The 18,401-nt window shown below is 69.6% G+C and carries 20 protein-coding genes; 8 read left to right on the plus strand and 12 right to left on the minus strand.

Annotation, left to right across the window (positions count from 1 at the left end; genetic code table 11):
• Positions 1-21: 21 nt before the first annotated feature.
• The gene (locus tag ACFORO_RS28965; protein WP_377873639.1) at positions 22-567 is read left to right on the plus strand and encodes a dihydrofolate reductase family protein; all 546 of its coding nucleotides are present in this window, start codon (positions 22-24) and stop codon (positions 565-567) included.
• Between the two features lie 71 nt (positions 568-638).
• Here ACFORO_RS28965 and ACFORO_RS28970 read toward each other — a convergent pair whose 3' ends face one another.
• On the minus strand, positions 639-1,853 hold the full coding sequence (locus tag ACFORO_RS28970) for an amidohydrolase family protein (RefSeq protein ID WP_377873638.1): 1,215 nt from the start codon (positions 1,851-1,853) through the stop codon (positions 639-641).
• A gap of 101 nt (positions 1,854-1,954) precedes the next feature.
• On the opposite strand from ACFORO_RS28970, the gene ACFORO_RS28975 reads away from it, so the two are divergent.
• On the plus strand, positions 1,955-2,401 hold the full coding sequence (locus tag ACFORO_RS28975; protein ID WP_377873637.1) for a MarR family winged helix-turn-helix transcriptional regulator: 447 nt from the start codon (positions 1,955-1,957) through the stop codon (positions 2,399-2,401).
• 65 nt (positions 2,402-2,466) lie between these two features.
• On the opposite strand, the gene ACFORO_RS28980 is transcribed toward ACFORO_RS28975, so the two are convergent.
• Positions 2,467-3,993, minus strand: coding sequence for an AMP-binding protein (locus ACFORO_RS28980; protein WP_377873636.1), 1,527 nt, complete (start codon positions 3,991-3,993; stop codon positions 2,467-2,469).
• Between the two features lie 168 nt (positions 3,994-4,161).
• The gene (locus tag ACFORO_RS28985; protein WP_354750047.1) at positions 4,162-4,980 is read right to left on the minus strand and encodes a LuxR C-terminal-related transcriptional regulator; all 819 of its coding nucleotides are present in this window, start codon (positions 4,978-4,980) and stop codon (positions 4,162-4,164) included.
• Between the two features lie 93 nt (positions 4,981-5,073).
• On the opposite strand from ACFORO_RS28985, the gene ACFORO_RS28990 reads away from it, so the two are divergent.
• Positions 5,074-5,829: a hypothetical protein gene (locus ACFORO_RS28990; protein WP_377873635.1), complete on the plus strand. Its 756-nt coding sequence runs from the start codon at positions 5,074-5,076 to the stop codon at positions 5,827-5,829.
• Positions 5,830-5,925: 96 nt separating this feature from the next.
• Here the strand turns inward: ACFORO_RS28990 and ACFORO_RS28995 are convergent, their stop codons facing one another.
• The 5 genes from ACFORO_RS28995 to ACFORO_RS29015 all read right to left on the minus strand — a co-directional run bounded on the left by ACFORO_RS28995 (position 5,926) and on the right by ACFORO_RS29015 (position 10,822).
• Positions 5,926-6,984: an amidohydrolase family protein gene (locus ACFORO_RS28995; RefSeq protein WP_377873634.1), complete on the minus strand. Its 1,059-nt coding sequence runs from the start codon at positions 6,982-6,984 to the stop codon at positions 5,926-5,928.
• A 14-nt stretch (positions 6,985-6,998) separates the two neighbouring features.
• The gene (locus tag ACFORO_RS29000; protein WP_377873633.1) at positions 6,999-7,811 is read right to left on the minus strand and encodes a pyrimidine reductase family protein; all 813 of its coding nucleotides are present in this window, start codon (positions 7,809-7,811) and stop codon (positions 6,999-7,001) included.
• Positions 7,811-8,680, minus strand: a complete 870-nt coding sequence (gene folP / locus ACFORO_RS29005; protein WP_377873632.1) for a dihydropteroate synthase — start codon at positions 8,678-8,680, stop codon at positions 7,811-7,813. The genes ACFORO_RS29000 and folP overlap by 1 nt, the downstream gene beginning before the upstream one ends.
• A gap of 141 nt (positions 8,681-8,821) precedes the next feature.
• Positions 8,822-9,121 carry a YciI family protein gene (locus tag ACFORO_RS29010; RefSeq protein WP_116198492.1) on the minus strand — a complete coding sequence of 100 codons (300 nt, stop codon included), beginning with the start codon at positions 9,119-9,121 and terminating at the stop codon, positions 8,822-8,824.
• Positions 9,122-9,301: 180 nt separating this feature from the next.
• Positions 9,302-10,822, minus strand: a complete 1,521-nt coding sequence (locus tag ACFORO_RS29015) for a PucR family transcriptional regulator (protein WP_377873631.1) — start codon at positions 10,820-10,822, stop codon at positions 9,302-9,304.
• Between the two features lie 160 nt (positions 10,823-10,982).
• On the opposite strand from ACFORO_RS29015, the gene pucL reads away from it, so the two are divergent.
• From pucL to ACFORO_RS29040, 5 genes are all read left to right on the plus strand, one after another.
• Positions 10,983-11,855 (plus strand): factor-independent urate hydroxylase, encoded by an 873-nt coding sequence (gene pucL / locus ACFORO_RS29020; protein ID WP_377873630.1) that lies wholly within the window; start codon positions 10,983-10,985, stop codon positions 11,853-11,855.
• A gap of 35 nt (positions 11,856-11,890) precedes the next feature.
• Positions 11,891-12,379: a nucleoside deaminase gene (locus ACFORO_RS29025; RefSeq protein ID WP_354750061.1), complete on the plus strand. Its 489-nt coding sequence runs from the start codon at positions 11,891-11,893 to the stop codon at positions 12,377-12,379.
• 176 nt (positions 12,380-12,555) lie between these two features.
• Positions 12,556-13,998, plus strand: a complete 1,443-nt coding sequence (locus tag ACFORO_RS29030; RefSeq protein WP_344271806.1) for an NCS2 family permease — start codon at positions 12,556-12,558, stop codon at positions 13,996-13,998.
• Between the two features lie 16 nt (positions 13,999-14,014).
• Complete coding sequence (locus tag ACFORO_RS29035) at positions 14,015-14,392, plus strand: allophanate hydrolase-related protein (RefSeq protein ID WP_009082380.1); 378 nt, start codon at positions 14,015-14,017, stop codon at positions 14,390-14,392.
• Entirely contained in the window at positions 14,389-15,489 is a 1,101-nt protein-coding gene (locus tag ACFORO_RS29040) for a glycerate kinase (RefSeq protein ID WP_377896667.1), read from the plus strand. Before ACFORO_RS29035 ends, ACFORO_RS29040 begins: the two co-directional genes overlap by 4 nt.
• Here ACFORO_RS29040 and ACFORO_RS29045 read toward each other — a convergent pair.
• The 4 genes from ACFORO_RS29045 to ACFORO_RS29060 form a co-directional block, all read right to left on the minus strand.
• Entirely contained in the window at positions 15,467-15,859 is a 393-nt protein-coding gene (locus ACFORO_RS29045) for an NUDIX hydrolase (protein WP_354750068.1), read from the minus strand. The two genes, ACFORO_RS29040 and ACFORO_RS29045, sit on opposite strands and share 23 nt — an antisense overlap.
• Positions 15,856-16,557 (minus strand): SDR family oxidoreductase, encoded by a 702-nt coding sequence (locus tag ACFORO_RS29050; protein WP_377873628.1) that lies wholly within the window; start codon positions 16,555-16,557, stop codon positions 15,856-15,858. The genes ACFORO_RS29045 and ACFORO_RS29050 overlap by 4 nt, the downstream gene beginning before the upstream one ends.
• Positions 16,547-17,254 (minus strand): RraA family protein, encoded by a 708-nt coding sequence (locus ACFORO_RS29055; RefSeq protein WP_377873627.1) that lies wholly within the window; start codon positions 17,252-17,254, stop codon positions 16,547-16,549. The genes ACFORO_RS29050 and ACFORO_RS29055 overlap by 11 nt, the downstream gene beginning before the upstream one ends.
• Before the next feature lie 62 nt (positions 17,255-17,316).
• Positions 17,317-18,195: a helix-turn-helix transcriptional regulator gene (locus ACFORO_RS29060; protein ID WP_377873626.1), complete on the minus strand. Its 879-nt coding sequence runs from the start codon at positions 18,193-18,195 to the stop codon at positions 17,317-17,319.
• Positions 18,196-18,401: the final 206 nt, after the last annotated feature.

Genomic DNA, 18,401 nt, shown 5'->3' on the forward strand with positions numbered 1-18,401 from the left:
CGAACACCAAGGAGTCGCTCGATGCGCAAGATCGTGTCCACCCTGTTCGTCTCGCTTGACGGCGTGGTCGAGGCGCCGGACCAGTGGTCGCTCTCGTACTGGAACGACGAGCTCGAACACGCGGTGGGCGACGGCATGGCGGACGCCGACGCGATGTTGCTGGGCCGTGTGACCTACGAGGGCTTCGCCGAGGCGTGGCCCGGCCGCACGGACGACCCGGGCGCGGAGTTCATGAACAGCGTGCCGAAGTACGTCGCGTCCACCACCCTGACCGCGACGGACTGGCACAACACGACCCTCCTGCGCGGCGACCTCGGCGAGGCGATCGCGGAACTGAAGTCCAGCGAGGGCGGCGACATCATGACCAGCGGAAGCACGACGCTGGTGCGGTGGCTCCTGTCGCACGGGCTGGTGGACGAGCTGACCCTGCTGCAGTACCCCGTGGTGGTCGGCAAGGGACGGCGGCTGTTTCCGGCGGAGGGGCCGCAGCTGGACTTCCGGCTGGCGGACACGACGGCGTTCCGCAACGGGGTGCTGCGGTTGGTTTACCGGCCTTCGGACGACTGACTATCCAAAGAGGACGGTCTGCACGGCCCCGAATCCCCGGCTCGCTGAGCAGGATTCGGGGCACCTGCGGGTTATTCCGCCAGGCGGGCGCCGCGCCGCCAGATGGCGCGGGTGTTGAGCGTGTCGCTGATGTCGCGGGTCGGGTCGCCGTCGACCAGCAGCAGGTCGGCGCGGAGTCCCTCGGCGACGCGGCCCCGGTCGCTGAGCCGGAAGCGGCGGGCGGTCGTCGCGGTGGCTGCCCGCAAGGCGCGTTCGGGCGTGAGACCGGCTTCCACGAGGTACTGCAGTTCGTGGTGGAGGCTCGCTCCGTGCGCGAGGCCGCCGAAGAACGTCTCGGGCATGGAGACGTCGGTGCCAGCCAGCACGTCGACACCAGCGGCATCGAGCGCGCGCACGGTGCCGTACACGTCTTCGAGCTTGCCCTGCGGGTAGCGGTTGTAGCTGGAGCGCAGGGTTTCGGTCCACTTGTCGTCGAGACGGGCGGCGACCCGGGGATCGTCGGCGAGCGCGCTGCCGGTGATGCCCATCAGCGAGGCGTTGAGGCTGATGCAGGGAACGACGAACATCCCCGCGTCCTTGACGAGGCTGATGATCTCGGCGGTGTGCGGCTGGTCCATGAAGACGTGGGCGAGACCGTCGATGCCCGCTTCGACGGCCATTCTGGTCGCCTCGACGGTCAGCGCGTGGGCCACGGTGAGCGCGCCGTACTTCTTGGCTTCCGCGACCCCGGCGTTGATGGTGGCCTGGTCGAGACACGGCAGTCCCGGGTGCCCTTCCACGCTGCCGTCGTCGATCATGAATTTGATGAAGTCTGAGCCTCTGGCGAGGAGTTGGGGGACGAAGGCGGCCGCTTCCTCGGGCGTGGTGGAGAACGGCATCACAGGCAGCACCGGCGGGAGATCCCACTTCGGCCGGAATCCTTCGGGCATCAGTTCGCTGGGGTGACCGCCGGGCGGGGTGATGCCGAAGCCAGCGGACCGCACGTCAGCGACGGTGTCGTCGTCGGTGATGTGGCCCCGGTTCTCGCGGGTGTTCATCCCCTGCATCTCCAGTTCGGTGGTCACCCCGAACCGCAGGGCCAGCGCCAGCGAGCCCGGGGCGGAGTGCACGTGGGCGTCGATGAGCCCCGGCAGCAGGGTCGCGCCGGTGCCGTCGACGGTTTCGCTGCCCTGGGGGATCTCGCCGCCGACCTGGACGATCCTCGTGCCGTCGAGGACCACTGTCTGCACGCCGAGGGACTTCTCCCCGTCGAAGACCCGGGCGTTGGCGATGGCGGTGCGCGTCATGGTGGTTCGTCTCGTTTCCTTGCATCGGGTATTTACATACCTAATGCTATGTACTTGCCCTGAGGTATGCAAATGGGCAGGTGCCGCCTAGGATCAAGCGCATGAGCAGCTCTCCCGACCCGGTGCTGGACCAGATCGGCCCGGCGCTGTCCCGGTTGCGGCGGCGCACTCCGGCGTCGAACAAGGATTTGTCGCGCAATCTCGTGCTCAACGTGATCGCCGACGCGCCGGACGAGACGACGGTCGGTGGGCTCGCCGTCGAGATGGGTGTCGCGCAGCCGGTGGCCAGCCGGACTGTCGCCGCGTGCATCGCCGACGGGCTGCTCCGCCGGGCGGCGTCGCAGGCTGATGGACGCCGTACCGTTCTCGAACTCACCAAGCAGGGCGAGGCGGAACGGAAACGTTTCGCCGCCGAACAACGAAAGGCGTTCGAGGAGATCACGACTGGCTGGTCGGCGGAGGAGCGGATCCAGTTCGCGCGGCTGCTGACGCGGTATGGCGCTGACGCTGCGGAGTGGTCCAGGAAACAGGCCGCGAGCGGGGGCTGACGGGGCCGTCCGTCGAGGTGGACCAGTGCTCCTTCCGGCGCGGCACGAAGGAGCACTGCGCAAGCTCAGTTCACCTGCCGCCCCTGCCCCTCCCAAAACGGCTGGCGCAGCTTGAACTTCTGGATCTTCCCGGTCGCCGTCCGCGGCAGTTCCTCGAGGAATTCCACGCGCTTCGGGCATTTGTACCCGGCCAGGTGCTGGCGGCAGTGCGTGATCAGTTCGTCCGCCGTCACCTCGGTCCCGTCCGTCACCACCAGCGCCGTGACCAGTTCGCCCCATTTCTCGTCCGGGATGCCGATCACCGCGACTTCCCGGACGGCCGGGTGCGAGTTCAGCGCGTCTTCCACCTCGATCGACGACACGTTCTCGCCGCCGGTGATGATGACGTCCTTCTTGCGGTCGGCGATGGTCAGGTAGCCGTCGGTGAAGGTGCCGCCGTCGCCGGTGTGGAACCAGTTGCCTTCCTGCACCCGCGCGGTCTCGTCCGGGTTTTCCCAGTAGCCGTCGAGGTTGTGGTTGCTTTGGGTGAGGACCTCGCCGTCGGTGTCGATCGTGACGCGGACGCCGAGGGCGGGGGCGCCGGCGCGGCCCAGGAGCTTCGCCTGCTCGTGCGGGTCCAGGCCGGCCCATTCGCTGCGGAAGCGGTTCACCGTGACCAGCGGCGAAGTCTCGGTCAGGCCGTAGATCTGGATGAACTCCCAGCCGAGTTCCGCGCGCACGCGTTCGATGGTCCGGGTCGGCGGCGGCGCGCCGGCGACCACGATCCGGACTCGGTCGCGGCCGGGGATTTCGCCGTCCCAGGAGGCGGCGCCGTCCAGGGCCGCGGTGACGACGGCGGGGGCGGCGCACATGATCGTCACGCCGTGTTCCTGTACGCGGCGCAGGATTTCGGTGCCGTCCACCTTGCGGAGCACGATGTGCCGTCCGCCGAGGCCGGTCACCGCGTACGGCATTCCCCAGCCGTTCGCGTGGAACATCGGCAGGGTGTGCAGCAGGACATCGTTGTCGCTGAGCGTGGTGTGCAGGCCGAAAGTTGTTGCATTGAGCCACAAATTGCGGTGTGTGAGCTGGACACCCTTCGGCCGCGCGGTGGTGCCGGAGGTGTAGTTGATCGTGGCGGTCGCGGATTCGTCGGCGTTCCACGGGCGCGGTTCGCCGTCGCCGCCCCAGATTTTGTCGTCGTCCTCGCCGAGGACGAACACGTGTTTCGCGGTTACGCTGTCCAGCAACGGTTTCAGCTCGGGGTCGATCATCAGGACCTCGGCCCCGGAATGCTCGACGATGTACCGGACCTCGGCGGCGGCGAGGCGGAAATTCACCGGCACCAGGACGCGGCCCCAGCCGGAGACGCCGAAGAACGACGTCAGCAGCCGCGCGGAGTTGTGCGAGACGATGGCGACCCGGCCGCCGACGGGAACGCCGAGCGCGTCGAGGTTCGCCGCCTGCGCGCGGGCGCGGCGGGCGAGTTCGCGGTAGGGCACCGAGCCCCAGGACTCCGCGGGCTGGGCGGGTTCGTCCACCACCGCGATCCGGTCTGGGTACACCGTTTCGGCGCGGTCGAGGAAGTCGCGGACACTCAGGTCATAGAACACGGGGCGATCCCTTCGCGTCAGCGGGCCGCACTGCCCGCGCGGGTGATTTTCGCTCACCGCCTCGGATACAGCCACCCCACATGGAGGGTGTCTCCGATGTGGACCGGGACGAGTCAGCGGGTGGCCTTACGGGGGCGGGTCTGCGCGTACCTCGGACACAGCCACGTCCTAGCGCAGCAGCCCGGCGGCGCGGGCCCGGTTCACCGCCTGCACCCGGTTCGACACCGCCAGCTTCCGCATCGCGTGCTTGAGATACGACTTGACCGTATTGGGCAGCAGGCCGAGCCGGTCGGAGATCTCGTCGTTCGTGCAGCCCTCGCTGACCAGCCGCAGCACGTCGACCTCGCGCGGGGTCAGCGCGACGCCGGGCAGGTCCAGTTCCGGACGCAGCCGTTCGCACACCGCGAGCAGCCGCTGCCGGGCGCTTTCGTCGTGGATCGACCCGGCGATGGCGGTCAGTTCCGCGTGCAGGTCGCCGCGTTCGGCCGCGGGGACGACCGACGGCGCGGCCAGCCGTCTCTGTACCTCTTCTTCGACCTCGATGTCACGTCCCAGCCGAGTCGCCACCGCGGTCGCCGCGTGCAACAGCCGGTCGCCGAACGTGATCGAATCCCGTGACGCGGCATACAGCACCGCGCGCGTGGTCTCGCCGACGCGCACCGGCAGGGCCACCATCGCGCGCAGCTGTTCGGGCGCCACCGCGTGGTCGTATTTGTGCGTGATGCCCTGTGCGTTGAGATAGTCGACGACCGTTGACGGCCGGGCCAATGCCACAGCTTTGCCGCCGAGCCCGGCCCCGGTGTCCACCTGCACGTGCTGCATCGACCGGGTGGCGGTGCCGCGCAGCTGGTCGATGACGTGCGAGCGGGACGCCGCCGACACCGGTCCGCCCATCGCGACCGGCAGCTCGGTGGCGATTTGCAGTGCTTTGAGCGCGCCGGCGACCAGGGGGCTGGCCGTCAGCGCGAGCCGGCCCGGAGGCGTCATGGGCACCGTCCCGCTTCACTCGACCTTGTTGGGTGGACGTCCACGTTACGCGTTGCGTCGCGTTCGGACTACTCGTGTGGTTCGGTGGCACACGTGGCAACCTCGGATTTCGATACCGTCGCCGACCGGCTCTACGCAGGTGAGCCGGCCGACTTCGTCGCGGAGCGCACCGCGGCCGCCCGCGCGGCGAAGGAAGCGGGCGACGTCGAGCTGGCGCGCCGGATCCGCGCGCTGCGCAAGCCGACCGCGGCCGCGGCGTACGTCAACCGCCTGGCGCGCGACGGTTCCGCACCGCTGTCCGAGCTCGCGTCGATCGGCGAGAAGCTGCGCGACGCGCACGAGCAGCTCGACGGCTCCCGGCTGCGCGAACTGGCGCATCAGCGGGCGGAGCTGATGCAGCGGATCGTGCGGGACGCGTCCGGCTTGAGCGATTCGGTCGAACGCGAGGTGGAGGAAACGCTGGAGGCGATCGTCGCGGACGCCGACGTCGCCCGCCTGGCGCTGGCCGGACGGCTGACGTCGAAGGCCCGCCAGGACGCCGACCGCTGGCTGTCGCTGCCGACGAATCCCGCGCCCGCCAAGAAGACCCGACAGTCCGAAAAGGACCGGAAGGCCGAGGAAGAAGCCCGGGTCCGCGCACTGGAACGACGCCAGGCGGTCCGGGCGCGGGCGGAAGCCGAGCGGAATCTGCAGCGCGCGGAGCGGACAGCCGAACAGGCCGACGAACGGGTGGCAGAATTGCGGGAACGGCTCGTCGAAGCGGAGCAACGCGCCATCCGGGCGGCCGACGAACTGACCAAGGCACAGAAGACGTTCGAGGAAGCGGATGATGCCGTGCAGCGGTCTTGAGCGTGGCCTGTGCGCGCAGGTCCGTGAGGGGAACCCTGGGGGAATCTGAGTCCCTCAGGGTTCCCCTCACGGACGACAAAGCCCGCCAGCCCAGAGCTAGGCGCGGCTGATTTCCCTTCCCGCACACCACACCGTCCGAATCGCCCGAGTCGCCGAAAGATCAGCCACCGGATCGCCCTCGATGAGCACCAGATCCGCTCGCAGCCCGGGCCGGATCTCGCCTCGGTCAGTCAGCCCGAACGCCCGCGCCGGGCCGATTGTCGCGGCGCGCAGGATCTCCACCGGGCTCAACCCCGCCTCGGCCAGCAGCTCGAACTCGTGATGCAGACTCGCCCCGTGCGGGATCTCGGCCGGGGCTCCGGGCTGGACGTTGGCGTCGGTACCAGCGAGGATTTCGACCCCGGCGGCGCGCAAAGCGGCTACGTTGGCCACGAAATCCCCAGTAGCGCCAGCGAAGTAGGGGAGCGCCGCCTCCATCATGGTGAGCGTCGGAACCGCCGTCTGCCCAGCGGCTTTCATCGCCGCGACGTCCTCGTCGGCGATCCGGCCGATCACCGGCACATGCGTCACGAACCGCGCTCCGGTCGCCACCGCCAAGTGGTACGCGCCCGGCGTAGCCGCGTGCAGGACGGTGTTCAGTCCCCGCTCCCGCGCCGCGTCGACCAGCGCCTGCAGCGCCTCCGCCGGCGGTCCGCCGTCACCGGGAGCTTCCGCGACGCCCTTGACGTAATCGGACCCTTCCGCGACCCGATCCTCGACGAACCGGACAGCGGCCTCCGCGGTGGTCACGATCGCGGACTCGGGCATCCCCGGGATCCGGGCGTGCATGCCGTCCGGGCCGATCGCGGGCGGACCGGCGCTGCGGAAATCCGCCGGGCCCGCCGACCGCAGCGCGGTGACCCGAGAGGCGGGGAAACAAGCCATGTCCAGCCCGGTCGTGACACCCCACGCCGCGAGGTCGGCCAGTTGCTCAGGCTCGGTCAGATGGACGTGCGCGTCGATGAACCCGGGCAGCAGCGTCGCCCCGGCGGCATCGATTTCCCGTGCCCCGGCGGGATCTGTGCCGAGCACCGGCCCGTCGATCACGACGGTGCGCGGTTCGCTGAGCCCTCGCCCGTCGAAGACGCGCGCGTTGCGCAGAGCGGTCTTGGCCACGGTCCCTCCCCGGGTCAGTGGACGCGATACCGCAAGAGTACTGAGTTGTCGTCCACCAGGGCGGAGAGAAGTTCGAGCTGGCGCGGGTCGATCGCGGCACCCATCGCGACGCGCGGTGCGTCTCCGGCGATCAGCATCGGCGCGACCGTCAGGCGCAGTTCGTCCACCACGCCCGCGGCCAGCAGCGAGGCGAACAGGTGCGGTCCGCCCTCGCAGTCGATGCGGCGCAGGCCGCGCCGGGCCAGTTCGTCGACCGCGGCCCGCAGGTCGACGTCGCCGTGGCGGGGGCGCGGGCGCTGGTCGTCCGGGTCGGCCTGCAGGGCCGGGTCGCCGGTGGCCTCGTGCAGGGTTGGGTCGCCTGTCCCAGCGACCAGGACATCTGCCCCAGCCGAGGCCCACGCGGCGCGCAGTTCGGGGTCGGTCGCCGCGCTCGTGATGACGATCGTGGGCACCAGGGCCTTGGTGAGCACCGGTGCGTCCGGCGGCAGCGAACGGCCGGTGCTGACCACGGCGATCGGCGCGATCGGGGCCAGCCCGTGCCTGCGGCGCCGCTCGGCGGTTTTCTCGTCCGGCCGCAGGCCCTCGAACCCCTCGGCCTGCGCGGTGCCCGCGCCGACCAGCACGACGTCGGCCAGGTCGTTGCCCAGCCGGTAGACGATCCGGTCCGCAGGCGTCGACAGCCCGCCGGAGCGGCCTTCGATGGTGATCCCGCCGTCGGCGCTCGACACGAAGTTCACCGCGAGCCACTTCGGCACGTCCGGATAGACGTAGAGCTGCTCGACGTCGGCCTCGGTGCGGTCTGAGTTTCCGGGAAAGACTTCGCGCATCAGACCGACCGTACAACGTTCGCCGGCGGCCGGGTGCCGATGATGCTGGCCACCATCTCCGCGACCTGCCGCGTCTCGCGGACCTGGTGCGCGCGGAACATCGCCGCGCCGTGCATCGCGGACACGGCGGTCGCGGCGAGCGTGCCGATGACCCGTTCGCCGACCGGGAGGTCCAGCGTTTCGCCGATCACGTCCTTGTTCGACAGCGCCATCAGCACCGGCCAGCCGGTCGCGACCAGCGCGTCGACGTGCCGCAGCAGCTCGAGCGACTGGTAGGAGTTCTTCCCGAAGTCGATGCAGGGGTCGATCATGATGCCCTCGCGCGGCACGCCCGCGGCGAGCGCGCGCTCGGCCAGCGCGGTCGTGCCGTCGACCACCGCGGCCACCACGTCGTCGTACACCGGCCGGAGCGCTTCGGTGCGCGGCACGAGACCGTTGGTGTGCGAGCAGATGTAGCCCGCGCCGTGTTCGGCGGCGGCGTCGAGGATTTCCGGCTCGATCGCGGCCCAGTTGTCGTTGACCAGGTCCGCGCCCGCGCGGCAGACGGCGTCGGCGACCTCGGCGCGGTAGGTGTCCACGCTGATGACCAGGTCGGGGAAGTTCTCGCGGGCCCATTCGACGGTCGGCACGACCCGGCGGATCTCCTCCGCCGCGGTGACCTCGGGGCCCTTGCCCGCGGGGACGCCGCCGATGTCGATCAGGTCGGCCCCCTCGGCGTGCGCGCGGCGGATGGCCGCTTGCGCGGGTGCTTCTTCGAAGGTCGCACCGTTGTCGTAGAACGAGTCGGGGGTGCGGTTGACGATGGCCATCACCAGGGCGCGGTCACTGGTGAGGCGACGGCCTCGGAACACGAGGTCGGGCGTATGCATGCGGTCTCCCGGGCCGGAACGAAAGATCTCGCGTGATCATAGGCGAGTTCCCGGCGGGATTACGTCCGGCAGGTGGCGGGCGGAGCGGTCCGGAGGCCACCTGCGTCCGGGCGTTCGGTGATCCTGCGTGGTGCGGTGTGATCAGGAGGCGAGCGCCTCGTTGACGGTCAGGAACTCATCAGCGGTGCGGGTGGCGGAGAATTCGATCACGCGGTAATGCGCGAGGCGTTGCAGCACGAGCGGGTCGGTGGCGAGCACGGCGTCGAGCTTGCCGCGCAGGCACGGGCGGGAGATGATGACCTGGTCCGCGTCCTCGTTTCCTTTTCCGGAAACGAGGAACAATCCGTGCGCGAAGTGGCTTCGCAGCCAGTCCGCGTGTTCGGCCAGTGCGTAGTCGACTTCGTTTCGAGGTGCTGTGTAGGACAGCAATGCGATGTACATGACCTCAGAGTAGGACGCTTCCTCGGGCGGTGCATCCTCCTCCCGAGTGCCGTCGTGCTTCATCGAATGGTCAAGTATTCCCAATAGTTCTTTACGGATAAGCGTACTGTTTGGATTTCCGTTGCGGGGTGCGGAAAATCATGGTCCCCGGTGTTTCCGCAGGACATTCCGGACGGATGGTCAAGACCACCCCCAGTTCTGCGTGAAGCAGCCGGCCAGATAGAGATCCACGCGGTCGGCGAACCGGCTCGGATCGCGTCCGGTGAGTTCGCCGATCCGGGTGATCCGGTATCGCAGGGTGTTCACGTGCAAGTGGAGCGTGGCCGAGGTCTGTGTCCAAGATCCCGAATGTTCCAGGAACGCCTTGAGCGTCGTTATCAATTCGGAACCGTGTGCGGCGTCGTACGCGAGTACCGGCCCGAGTACTTTTTCGCCGAACGTCCGGCGCAAGTCTTCCGGAACGGCCGCGAGCAGCAGCAAATGGGACGCGACTTCGTCGCCGGACAGCACCGTCGCGCGGCCCGGCGTCAACGCGGCCAGTGTGCGCGCGTGCCGGGCTTCCTGCACGCCGGCGCGCAGACCGGCGGCGTCGGCGGCCCGGCTGAGGCCGAGCGTCAACCGCGCGGACCCGAGCGCCGGTTCGATGGTGTGGACCGCTTCTCGCAACGTCTCGGTGTCGCGCGAGGAGAAGAGGCCGAACGTCTCGCCGTCGACAGTCGCCACCAGCACCGGCTGCCCGGTGGTCGAAAGCAGTTCCTCCACCAGCACCTGCGCGAGCCCCGGCCCGCCGCCGCGGACCTCGGCGGACAGCGTCGCCACCGGTTCCTGCGGCGCGAATCCGGCGGCGGCCAGCCGGGACGTCAGCTCGCCCGGCGCGGCGTCGTCGGAGAGCACCAGCCGCAGCAGCGGTTCGGCCGCCCGGTTCTCGATCCGCCGGGCCTCGTCCACTCGGGACCGTTCGAGCCCGACCAGTGCGGCCAGTTCCTGCGCCAGCTCACGGCGCGCGGACGGCCACTGCGCCGGATCGCCGTCCACCACCAGGAACCAGCTCGCGATCCGGTGCCCGGAGCGGCCGGCCGCTCCGAGCAGCGTGACCGGACCGTCCTGGCAGGGCAGCCGTTCGGCGCGCAGGAACCTCCGCGCCAGTGCGGTGCGGCGCTCGGCGGGCAGTTCGGGTCCGCCCGCCAGCTGGTGCCCGGTCGCGCTCAGCACTACGCAGCCGGTGCCCAGTTCCTCCGCACCGGCTTTGACCAGCGCGGACAGGCCCCGGCCGGAGGTCACCGCGGCCACCAGCCGCCGATGCGAATCGCGGGCGGGCGCTGAGCGTTCGGCCGCCAGGCCCAGGATCACCCGCTCGGCCACGGTCGCGAACGAAACCGACACCGGCACCTCGAACAACGGCAGGCCGACGCGCTCGCAGGCGGCGACGAGGTAGTCCGGCACCGGGCCGCCGACCTCGGCGGTGCCCGCTCCGAGCGCGGTGACGCCCGCGGCGGCGAGCTTGCCCACGAACGCGTCCGCGTCCGACGGTCCCGGCAGCCAGCGCATTCCGCACAGCACGATCTCGCCGCCGTCGAGGTACCGCGTCGGATCCTGCAGCGTCGCCTGGAAGACGCGGCCGAACTCGCGGTCGCGCGCCTTCTCGCCCGCCAGCAGCCGCAACCCCAGCTCCGGGGTGTCGAGCAGTGCACCCAGCCGCATGCGCGCCTCCTTCCGCCCATCAGTACCGCACACCAGAGGGGTTTGGCGGAAACTACGAAAAACCGGCCGTTCGCGCTCGCCGCTTTCGGCGGATCTGCCGTGGCCCGGGCCACGCCGCGGCAGGTGTACTCACTCGGCGAGCGAAACGGAAGGGATACCAATGGCGATCGTTCTTGGCGACAACCGCTACGGGAAGGCCGAAAACCGGCTGGTCCGCGTCGACCGCGACGGGGATGAGCACCGGATCACCGACCTCACCGTGAGCGTGTCGCTGTCGGGCGACATGAGCGACACCCACCTGACCGGGGCCAACGACAAGGTGCTGGCCACCGACACGCAGAAGAACACCGTCTTCGCCTTCGCCCGCGACGGCATCGGCGAGATCGAGGACTTCGCGCTGCGGCTGGCCAGGCACTTCGTGTCCGCCCAGGGGAGCATCCACGCCGCGCGCGTCGGGATCGTGGCTCATCCGTGGGAGCGGTTGCAAGTCGGCGGACGGCCTGCGCACCACTCGTTCGCGCGTTCCGGCGCGGGCACCCGGACCACTCGCGTCACCTGCGACGGCGAGCGGGCCTGGGTGCTCGGCGGGGTGGAAGACCTGACCGTGCTCAACTCCACCGGCTCCGAGTTCTGGGGCTTCCCGCGCGACGAATACACCACGCTCGTCGAGGTGAAGGACCGGATCCTCGCCACCGCGGTGTCCGCGACCTGGCGGTACTCCGTCGAGGAGGCCGATTGGGCTAATGCACACGAAACTGCGCTCGCCACGCTGCTCGACGCGTTCGGCGGCACGCACAGCCAGTCCCTGCAGCAGACGCTGTACGCGATGGGGCAGGCGGTGCTGGAGGCCGTCCCGGAAATCGCGGAGATCCGCTTCGCGCTGCCGAACAAACACCACTTCCTCGTCGACCTCGAGCCGTTCGGCCTCGACAACCCCGGCGAGGTGTTCTATGCCGCCGACCGGCCCTACGGCCTGATCGAGGGCACCGTCCTGCGCGACGACGCCCCGCCGGCCGGCCCGGCCTGGTCCTGAAAACCGACCTCCGATCTGTTGGGAGCGCTACCGTTATGACCGTGTCCATCGATGCCGACGTCGAACGCGCCTGGCTCGCCGAATGCGTGCGGATCGCCGAGAAGAACGTCGCCGACGGCGGCGGCCCGTTCGGCGCGCTCGTGGTGAAGGACGGCGAGATCGTCGCGACCGGCGTCAACCGGGTCACCCCGTCGCTCGACCCGACCGCGCACGCCGAGGTGGTCGCGATCCGCGCGGCCTGCCAGGCGCTCGGCTCGTTCAGCCTGGCCGGGTGCGTGCTCGTTTCCTCGTGCGAGCCGTGCCCGATGTGCCTCGCGTCGTCGCTGTGGGCGCGCGTGGACCGCGTGCTGTACGCGGCCGACCGGGACGACGCGGCCCGCGCCGGATTCGACGACCGGGCGTTCTACGAGCTGTTCGAGCACCCGCGCGAAACGTGGCAGACTCCCGTTTCGCGAGTGTCCACACCGGATCACTTCGCCCCGTTTTCCGCCTGGCTCGGCCGATCCGACCGGATCGAGTACTGAGCCTCGGCGAGTGCTGAATGCCGGTCAGAATCGGCTTCAGCGTCCACCGCCCCACCCCACCGGGCCACCATCCCGGTGCTGACCGGAGCACCAGAAAAACGCAAACGTCCCGCCGTCCCGCCCCTTGCGTGTGCCAGGGGTGCGGTGCGGCACACCCACCGGCAAGGGGAGGACGCATGACCCAGGTACGCCTCGACGAAGCGGTGACCTCGGCTCCCGGACCGCAGCGCAAGTCCATTGTGGAGCGACTGTTCGAAATACGCGCTCGCAACACCTCGGTAGGCCGGGAAGTACGCGGCGGCATCACCACTTTCGTCGCGATGGCCTACATCGTTTTGCTCAACCCGCTCATCCTCGGCGCCTCCGCCGACATCACCGGCGCGAAACTCAGCGCCGCGCAAGTGACCACGGCGACCGCGCTCGCCGCCGCCGTGATGACTGTCCTCATGGGACTCGTCGGCAACGCGCCGCTCGCGCTCGCCGCCGGCCTCGGCATCAACGGCATCGTCGCGTTCCAGATGGCCCCGTCGATGACGTGGGCGCAGGCCTTCGGACTCGTTGTCCTGGAAGGCGTCTGCATTGTGCTGATGGCGGTCAGCGGCGTCCGGGAACGCATCATGAACGCGATTCCCGGGCCGCTGAAAACCGCGATCACCGTAGGCATCGGGCTCTACATCGCGCTCGTCGGACTGGTGAGCGCCGGGTTCGTGACCCGTATTCCGGACTCCGCGCACACGACCGTCCCGGTTCGGCTCGGGACGGACGGGCATCTGTCCGGCCTGCCGCTCGCGGTGTTCTGCTTCGGCCTGCTGCTGATGACCGTGCTGATGTCCCGGAAGGTGCCCGGCGCGGTGCTGATCAGCATCGCGGCCGCCACCGTGCTCGCGGTGGTGCTGCACGACGGGTTCGGCGTCGGCGACTGGGGGTTGACGACTCCGACGCTGCCGCATTCCGTGGTGGCGGCTCCTGATTTCGGGCTGCTCGGACACGTCGACCTGTTCGGCGGATTCGCCAAGGCGGGCGCGCTCACCGCGACGATCTTCCTGTTCACCCTGGTGCTGTCCGGGTTCTTCGACGCGATGGGCACCATCACCAGCGTGTCGGCCGAGGCCGGGCTGTCGAAGAACGGCCGGGTGCCGCGGATGGGCCGGATCCTGTTCGTGGACGGGGCGGGCGCGATCGCGGGCGGGATGTCCGGGTCGTCGCCGAACACCGTGTTCCTGGAGTCCGCGGCCGGCGTCGGGGAGGGCGCGCGGACCGGGCTGGCGAGTGTCGTGACTGGACTCTTGTTCGGGGCGACGCTGCTGTTCACGCCGATCGCGGGCATCGTTCCGGCGCAGGCCGCCGCGCCCGCGCTCGTGGTGATCGGCGGGATGATGGTGGCGCAGTGCCGCAACATCCCGTGGAACGACCCGGATTACACGATCCCGGTGTTCCTGACGGTCGCGCTCATTCCGTTCACCTACTCCATCACCAACGGCGTCGGCGCGGGCCTCATCGCGTTCGTGCTGATCAAGACCTTCCGCGGGAAGTGGCGTGAAGCGGGGTGGATCCTCACCGTGCTCGCGCTCGTGTTCACCGTCTATTTCGGAATCGACGTGGTGAAGGCGATCCTCTAACAGAAAGGGACCGACAATGCCTCTGATGTTCCTCAACGGCGGCGCGATGCGCGGCGAACCCCTGCACCACCTGCTCGACGGCGCTCCACTGGTGGCCGAAACGACCACGGCCGCGAAGTACCGGTTCTATTCGGTAGGCGGGCAATGCCCGGCGCTGGTCCCGGTAGCGCACGGCGGCGCGGCGATCTCCGGCGAGGTCTACGACCTCACGCTGGACCAGCTGCGCGACCGGGTGCTCCCGTCCGAACCGCCGGAGCTGGAGCTGGGCGTGATCGAACTGGCCGACGGCAGTTCGGCGTTCGCGATGCTGCTGCGGCGTCCGCAGACCTCGCACGTGCAGCTGCGGGACATCACGGAAATCGGCGACTGGCGAGCGTTCAAGGCCGCGGCGTGACGGTTCTGGTGGCTCCGGACAAGTTCAAGGGCTCGCTCACCGCGGCGGAGGTCGCGGAGGTGGTGGCCGCGGCGTTCGCCGAGGTCGCGCCCGGTGAACCGGTGCGGCAGCTGCCGGTGGCGGACGGCGGCGACGGGACAGTCGCCGCCGCTGTCGCAGCCGGGTTCCGGCAGGTGCCGGTGCGGGTGTCCGGCCCGACCGGCCGCCGGATCACCGCGTACTACGCCCTGCGCGGGACGGTCGCCGTGGTCGAGCTGGCGGAGGCGTCCGGCCTCCACCGGCTGCCCGGCGGTCGGCTGGAACCGCTGACCGCGTCGAGTTACGGCACGGGCGAGCTGATCGCCGCCGCCCTTGCCGCCGGTGCCACGCAGATCGTGCTCGGCGTCGGTGGCAGTGCCTGTACCGATGGCGGAGCCGGATTGCTGACCGCGTTGGGTGCGAGATTGCTTGACGCTTCCGGTGCTCCGCTTCCGCCGGGCGGTGCGGCGTTGGCCGAGTTGTCCACAGTGGATCTTTCCGGACTGCCCGAAGTGGACATTGTCCTGGCGTCCGATGTGGACAACCCGTTGCTGGGCGTGGATGGCGCGGCCGCAGTGTACGGACCGCAGAAGGGCGCCGGGCCCGACGAGATCGCGTCGCTGGAACGCGGGTTGACTCGGTGGGCCGAAGTGTTGGGCTCCGCGCACGCCACCACCCCGGGCGCCGGCGCGGCAGGCGGCGTCGGGTTCGGTGTCCTCGCCGGACTCGGCGCCCGTATTCGGCCGGGTATCGAATTGTTGCTGGAGCTGCTGGGTTTCCCGGCTGCCGCACGTGATGCCCGGCTTGTCATCACCGGTGAGGGATCGCTGGATACCCAGTCGCTGCACGGAAAAGCGCCGGTGGGCGTTCTCCGGGCGGCGGGCGGTACCCCGGTGGTCGCGTTGGCCGGCCGGTGTCTGTTGTCCGCACCGGAATGGCGGGCGGCGGGGTTCGCCGGGGTGTATGCGCTGACCGACGTGGAGCCGGACGAGCATCGGTGTGTGGCCGATGCCCGTGCGTTGCTGCGGGACCGGGCCGCGCAGCTGGCTCGGGATTTCAGCCGAGCAGTACCTGCCTGACGTGGTCGGAGAGGGGGAGCTCCGTCGCGTCCGCGGGGGTCAGCCAGCGGTGGTCGTCGTGTTCGGCCGGGTTGAGCTGGAGGTCGCCGAGGAAGTCCGGGTGCGCGTCGTAGTAGGCGGCGTGCACGGTGAACGGTTTGCCGGTGCGGTCCGGCCAGGATTGGCGGGCCCGTTCCTTGGCGAGCCGCACGCGCAGTCCGGTTTCCTCGGCGACTTCCCGCACCGCGGTGGTCTCCGGGGCTTCGCCGGGTTCGACCGTGCCGCCGGGGAATTCCCAATGCCCGCCTAGGAAAGTTCCGGGGGCTCGGCGGATCAGGAGGATGGTTTCGCCTCGGGGGAGCAGGACGTAGGCGAGGTGTTTGTCGTTCATGCCGCGCCTCCGTTGGCGACTAGGATTTGGCCGTTGACCCAGCCGCCTTCTGGGCCGCACAGGAAGGCGACCAGACCGGCGCAGTCGCGTGGGGTGCCGATTCGGCCCAGTGGGGTTTGTTGGGTGATTGCTTCGCGCAGGGGGTCGGTGATCCAGCCGGTGTCGGTGGGGCCGGGGTTCACTGCGTTCGCTGTGATGCCTAGGCGGCCGAGTTCTCCGGCTGCGGCCAGGGTGATTCGGTCTAGCGCGCCTTTGCTTGCGCCGTAAGGCAAGTTGTGTACCACGTGGTCGCTGGTCAGCGTGATGACGCGGCCTGCGCCGTGTGGTCCTCGGTAGCGTTGGGCGAACTCCCGGATCAGTAGCCAGCTTGCTCGGGCGTTCACAGCGAAATGCCGGTCGAAGCTGTCCACTGTGGTGTCGAGCAGGCTGGAATCGACCGATTCGCAGTGGGCGAGAACCAGTGCTTGGACGTCGCCGTCGATCTGGTCGAACAGCCTCGCCGGGGTTTCCGGGTCGGCTAGGTCGGCTTCGATGCCTTGGACGGTTTCGTCGGCACCCCACGGCATCCGGCGGTCGTAGTCGGACCAGTACGTGGTGACGACGTTCCAGCCGTCTTCCTGAAGCCGGGTGGCGATCGCGGCGCCGATTCCGGCCTGCCTGCCGACGCCGGTGACCAGAGCGGTTTTCCTATTCTTCAATGGCGCTGTCTTTCGCGCGGAGGTGCTGCCGGAACGTGTAGGCCGGGTCGCTTTCCCGGTGAGCCAGGAATTCGCTGAACCGGACCTGCTCGCGAAGAGTGACGCCGTCGCGGATCTTCGCTGCCTGGCGGTGTTCGGTGTCGCGGATGGATTCGGCCAGCCGGAACACGTCGTCGGCTTGGGCGGCTGGGACGAAGAGGACGCCGTCGTCGTCGCCGAAGACCAGGTCGTCGGTGGTGACCGTCCATTCGCCGACGGTGGCGGATTCCAGGGCGTCGGCGGCGCGGTCGTCGAGGTGCAGGGGGCCGGTGGAGAGGGAGCCCAGGCTGTAGACCGGGAGGCCGATTTCGCGTAGTTCCGCAGTGTCGCGATGCAGGCCCCAGATGACGATGCCGGAGAGTCCGGCTGTGGCTGCTTCGGCGGTGATCAGGTCTCCGACGCAGCTCTCGTCTAGGCGGCCTCGGTTGTCCACTGCCAGAACGTCGCCTGGTTGCGCGGAGGTGAGGGCTTCCAGGAAGACGTCCACACTGCCGGAGTGGCGGGCGGGCAGAACTCGTCCGGCCAGCTTGCGTCCTGGGAGCACTGCCCGGGTTCCGGCCGGCGCGCACCGGACGGACAGGCGGGCGCGCAGGCAGCCGTCGGCCAGGTGGGCGGTGGTCAGGGTTGCGAAACGTTCGGTTAGTTCGGTGTGGTTCATGCTTCCCGCCCTTCGTGCGAACTGCTTCACGCTAGCGGGAATCCGTGCTGAGGGGTGCCGGTTTATCCGCCGGGTGCTTCGGCCGCCAGTTCCTTCTGGCTGGCCGCCCACGACGCCAGGAGGGCGAGGCCGTCCGCGGTCGGCGTGCCGGTGGGGGCGGTGTAGACGTTCAGGATCAGGCCGGGTTCGGAAGGCAGGTCCATCGACTCGACGTCCAGGTCGAGCTGGCCCACGACGGGGTGGTGCAGGCGTTTGCGTCCGGACCGGTGGAGCCGGACGTCCTGGGACGCCCACTGCTGCCGGAACAGTTCGCTGCGGGTGGACAGCTCGCCGACCAGGGCGATCAGGTCCTCGTCGTGCGGGTTGCGCCCGGCTTCCATGCGCAGCTTCGCGGCCACATCGCGGGCGACGCGATCGTAGTCGACGAAGAATGTTCTCGCCGCGTCGGGATCCAGGTACACGAACCGCGCGGTGTTCGCCGGGCGTCGCGGGTCGGCCAGCACTGGGGAATACAGCGCGCGGGCTAGGCGATTCGTGGCCAGCACGTCGTAACGGCCGTTGCAGATCCACGCCGGGGCGTCGGTGATGGCGGCGAGCACCTGCTGCAGCGCCGGACGCACCGTCGCGGCGGGCCGACGACGGCGCGGGCCGCTGGATTGCCGGGCGAGGTGGAACAGGTGGTCGCGCTCGGCCTCGTCCAGGTGCAAGGCGGAGACCAGCGCGTCGAGCACCCCGTCGGAGGCACCGGCGAGGCTGCCGCGCTCCATCCGCACGTAGTAGTCGACCGACACCCCGGCCAGCAGCGCGACCTCCTCGCGACGCAGGCCTTTCACCCGACGATTGCCGCCGTAGGCGGGCAGCCCGGCCTGCTCGGGCGTGATCCGCGCACGACGCGAACTCAGGAACTCCTTGATCTCAGTGCGCAGATCGATCGTGGCCACCTCCTCACCGTAAGCCTTGCCCGCGGATGGAGGGAGGCCCTGCCGGTACCCCGCACGAGACTCAGGTCCGCTGCCAAGGTCGGCGAAATACCCGCTTGAGGCCCGCCGTCTCCGCAAGTCCGTGAGGGGAACCCTGAGGGACTCTGATTCCCTCAGAGGGTGTTGTGAAACCTGGTTGTGGTGCGGTGTGTCGGTGGTGGTAGCGG

Origin of the sequence: Amycolatopsis halotolerans (genome assembly GCF_042647905.1) — a bacterium.
GTDB lineage: Bacteria > Actinomycetota > Actinomycetes > Mycobacteriales > Pseudonocardiaceae > Amycolatopsis > Amycolatopsis halotolerans.

Coding starts and splice junctions, on each gene's coding strand:
- ACFORO_RS29035 (WP_009082380.1), top strand. CDS start 14,015: ATGCCTCTGATGTTCCTCAACGGCGGCGCGATGCGCGGCGAACCCCTG.
- ACFORO_RS28985 (WP_354750047.1), bottom strand. CDS start 4,980: ATGACGCCTCCGGGCCGGCTCGCGCTGACGGCCAGCCCCCTGGTCGCC.
- ACFORO_RS28965 (WP_377873639.1), top strand. CDS start 22: ATGCGCAAGATCGTGTCCACCCTGTTCGTCTCGCTTGACGGCGTGGTC.
- ACFORO_RS29010 (WP_116198492.1), bottom strand. CDS start 9,121: ATGTACATCGCATTGCTGTCCTACACAGCACCTCGAAACGAAGTCGAC.
- ACFORO_RS28970 (WP_377873638.1), bottom strand. CDS start 1,853: ATGACGCGCACCGCCATCGCCAACGCCCGGGTCTTCGACGGGGAGAAG.
- folP (WP_377873632.1), bottom strand. CDS start 8,680: ATGCATACGCCCGACCTCGTGTTCCGAGGCCGTCGCCTCACCAGTGAC.
- ACFORO_RS29000 (WP_377873633.1), bottom strand. CDS start 7,811: ATGCGCGAAGTCTTTCCCGGAAACTCAGACCGCACCGAGGCCGACGTC.
- ACFORO_RS29045 (WP_354750068.1), bottom strand. CDS start 15,859: ATGAACGACAAACACCTCGCCTACGTCCTGCTCCCCCGAGGCGAAACC.
- pucL (WP_377873630.1), top strand. CDS start 10,983: ATGGCGATCGTTCTTGGCGACAACCGCTACGGGAAGGCCGAAAACCGG.
- ACFORO_RS28975 (WP_377873637.1), top strand. CDS start 1,955: ATGAGCAGCTCTCCCGACCCGGTGCTGGACCAGATCGGCCCGGCGCTG.
- ACFORO_RS29015 (WP_377873631.1), bottom strand. CDS start 10,822: ATGCGGCTGGGTGCACTGCTCGACACCCCGGAGCTGGGGTTGCGGCTG.
- ACFORO_RS29030 (WP_344271806.1), top strand. CDS start 12,556: ATGACCCAGGTACGCCTCGACGAAGCGGTGACCTCGGCTCCCGGACCG.
- ACFORO_RS29055 (WP_377873627.1), bottom strand. CDS start 17,254: ATGAACCACACCGAACTAACCGAACGTTTCGCAACCCTGACCACCGCC.
- ACFORO_RS29025 (WP_354750061.1), top strand. CDS start 11,891: ATGACCGTGTCCATCGATGCCGACGTCGAACGCGCCTGGCTCGCCGAA.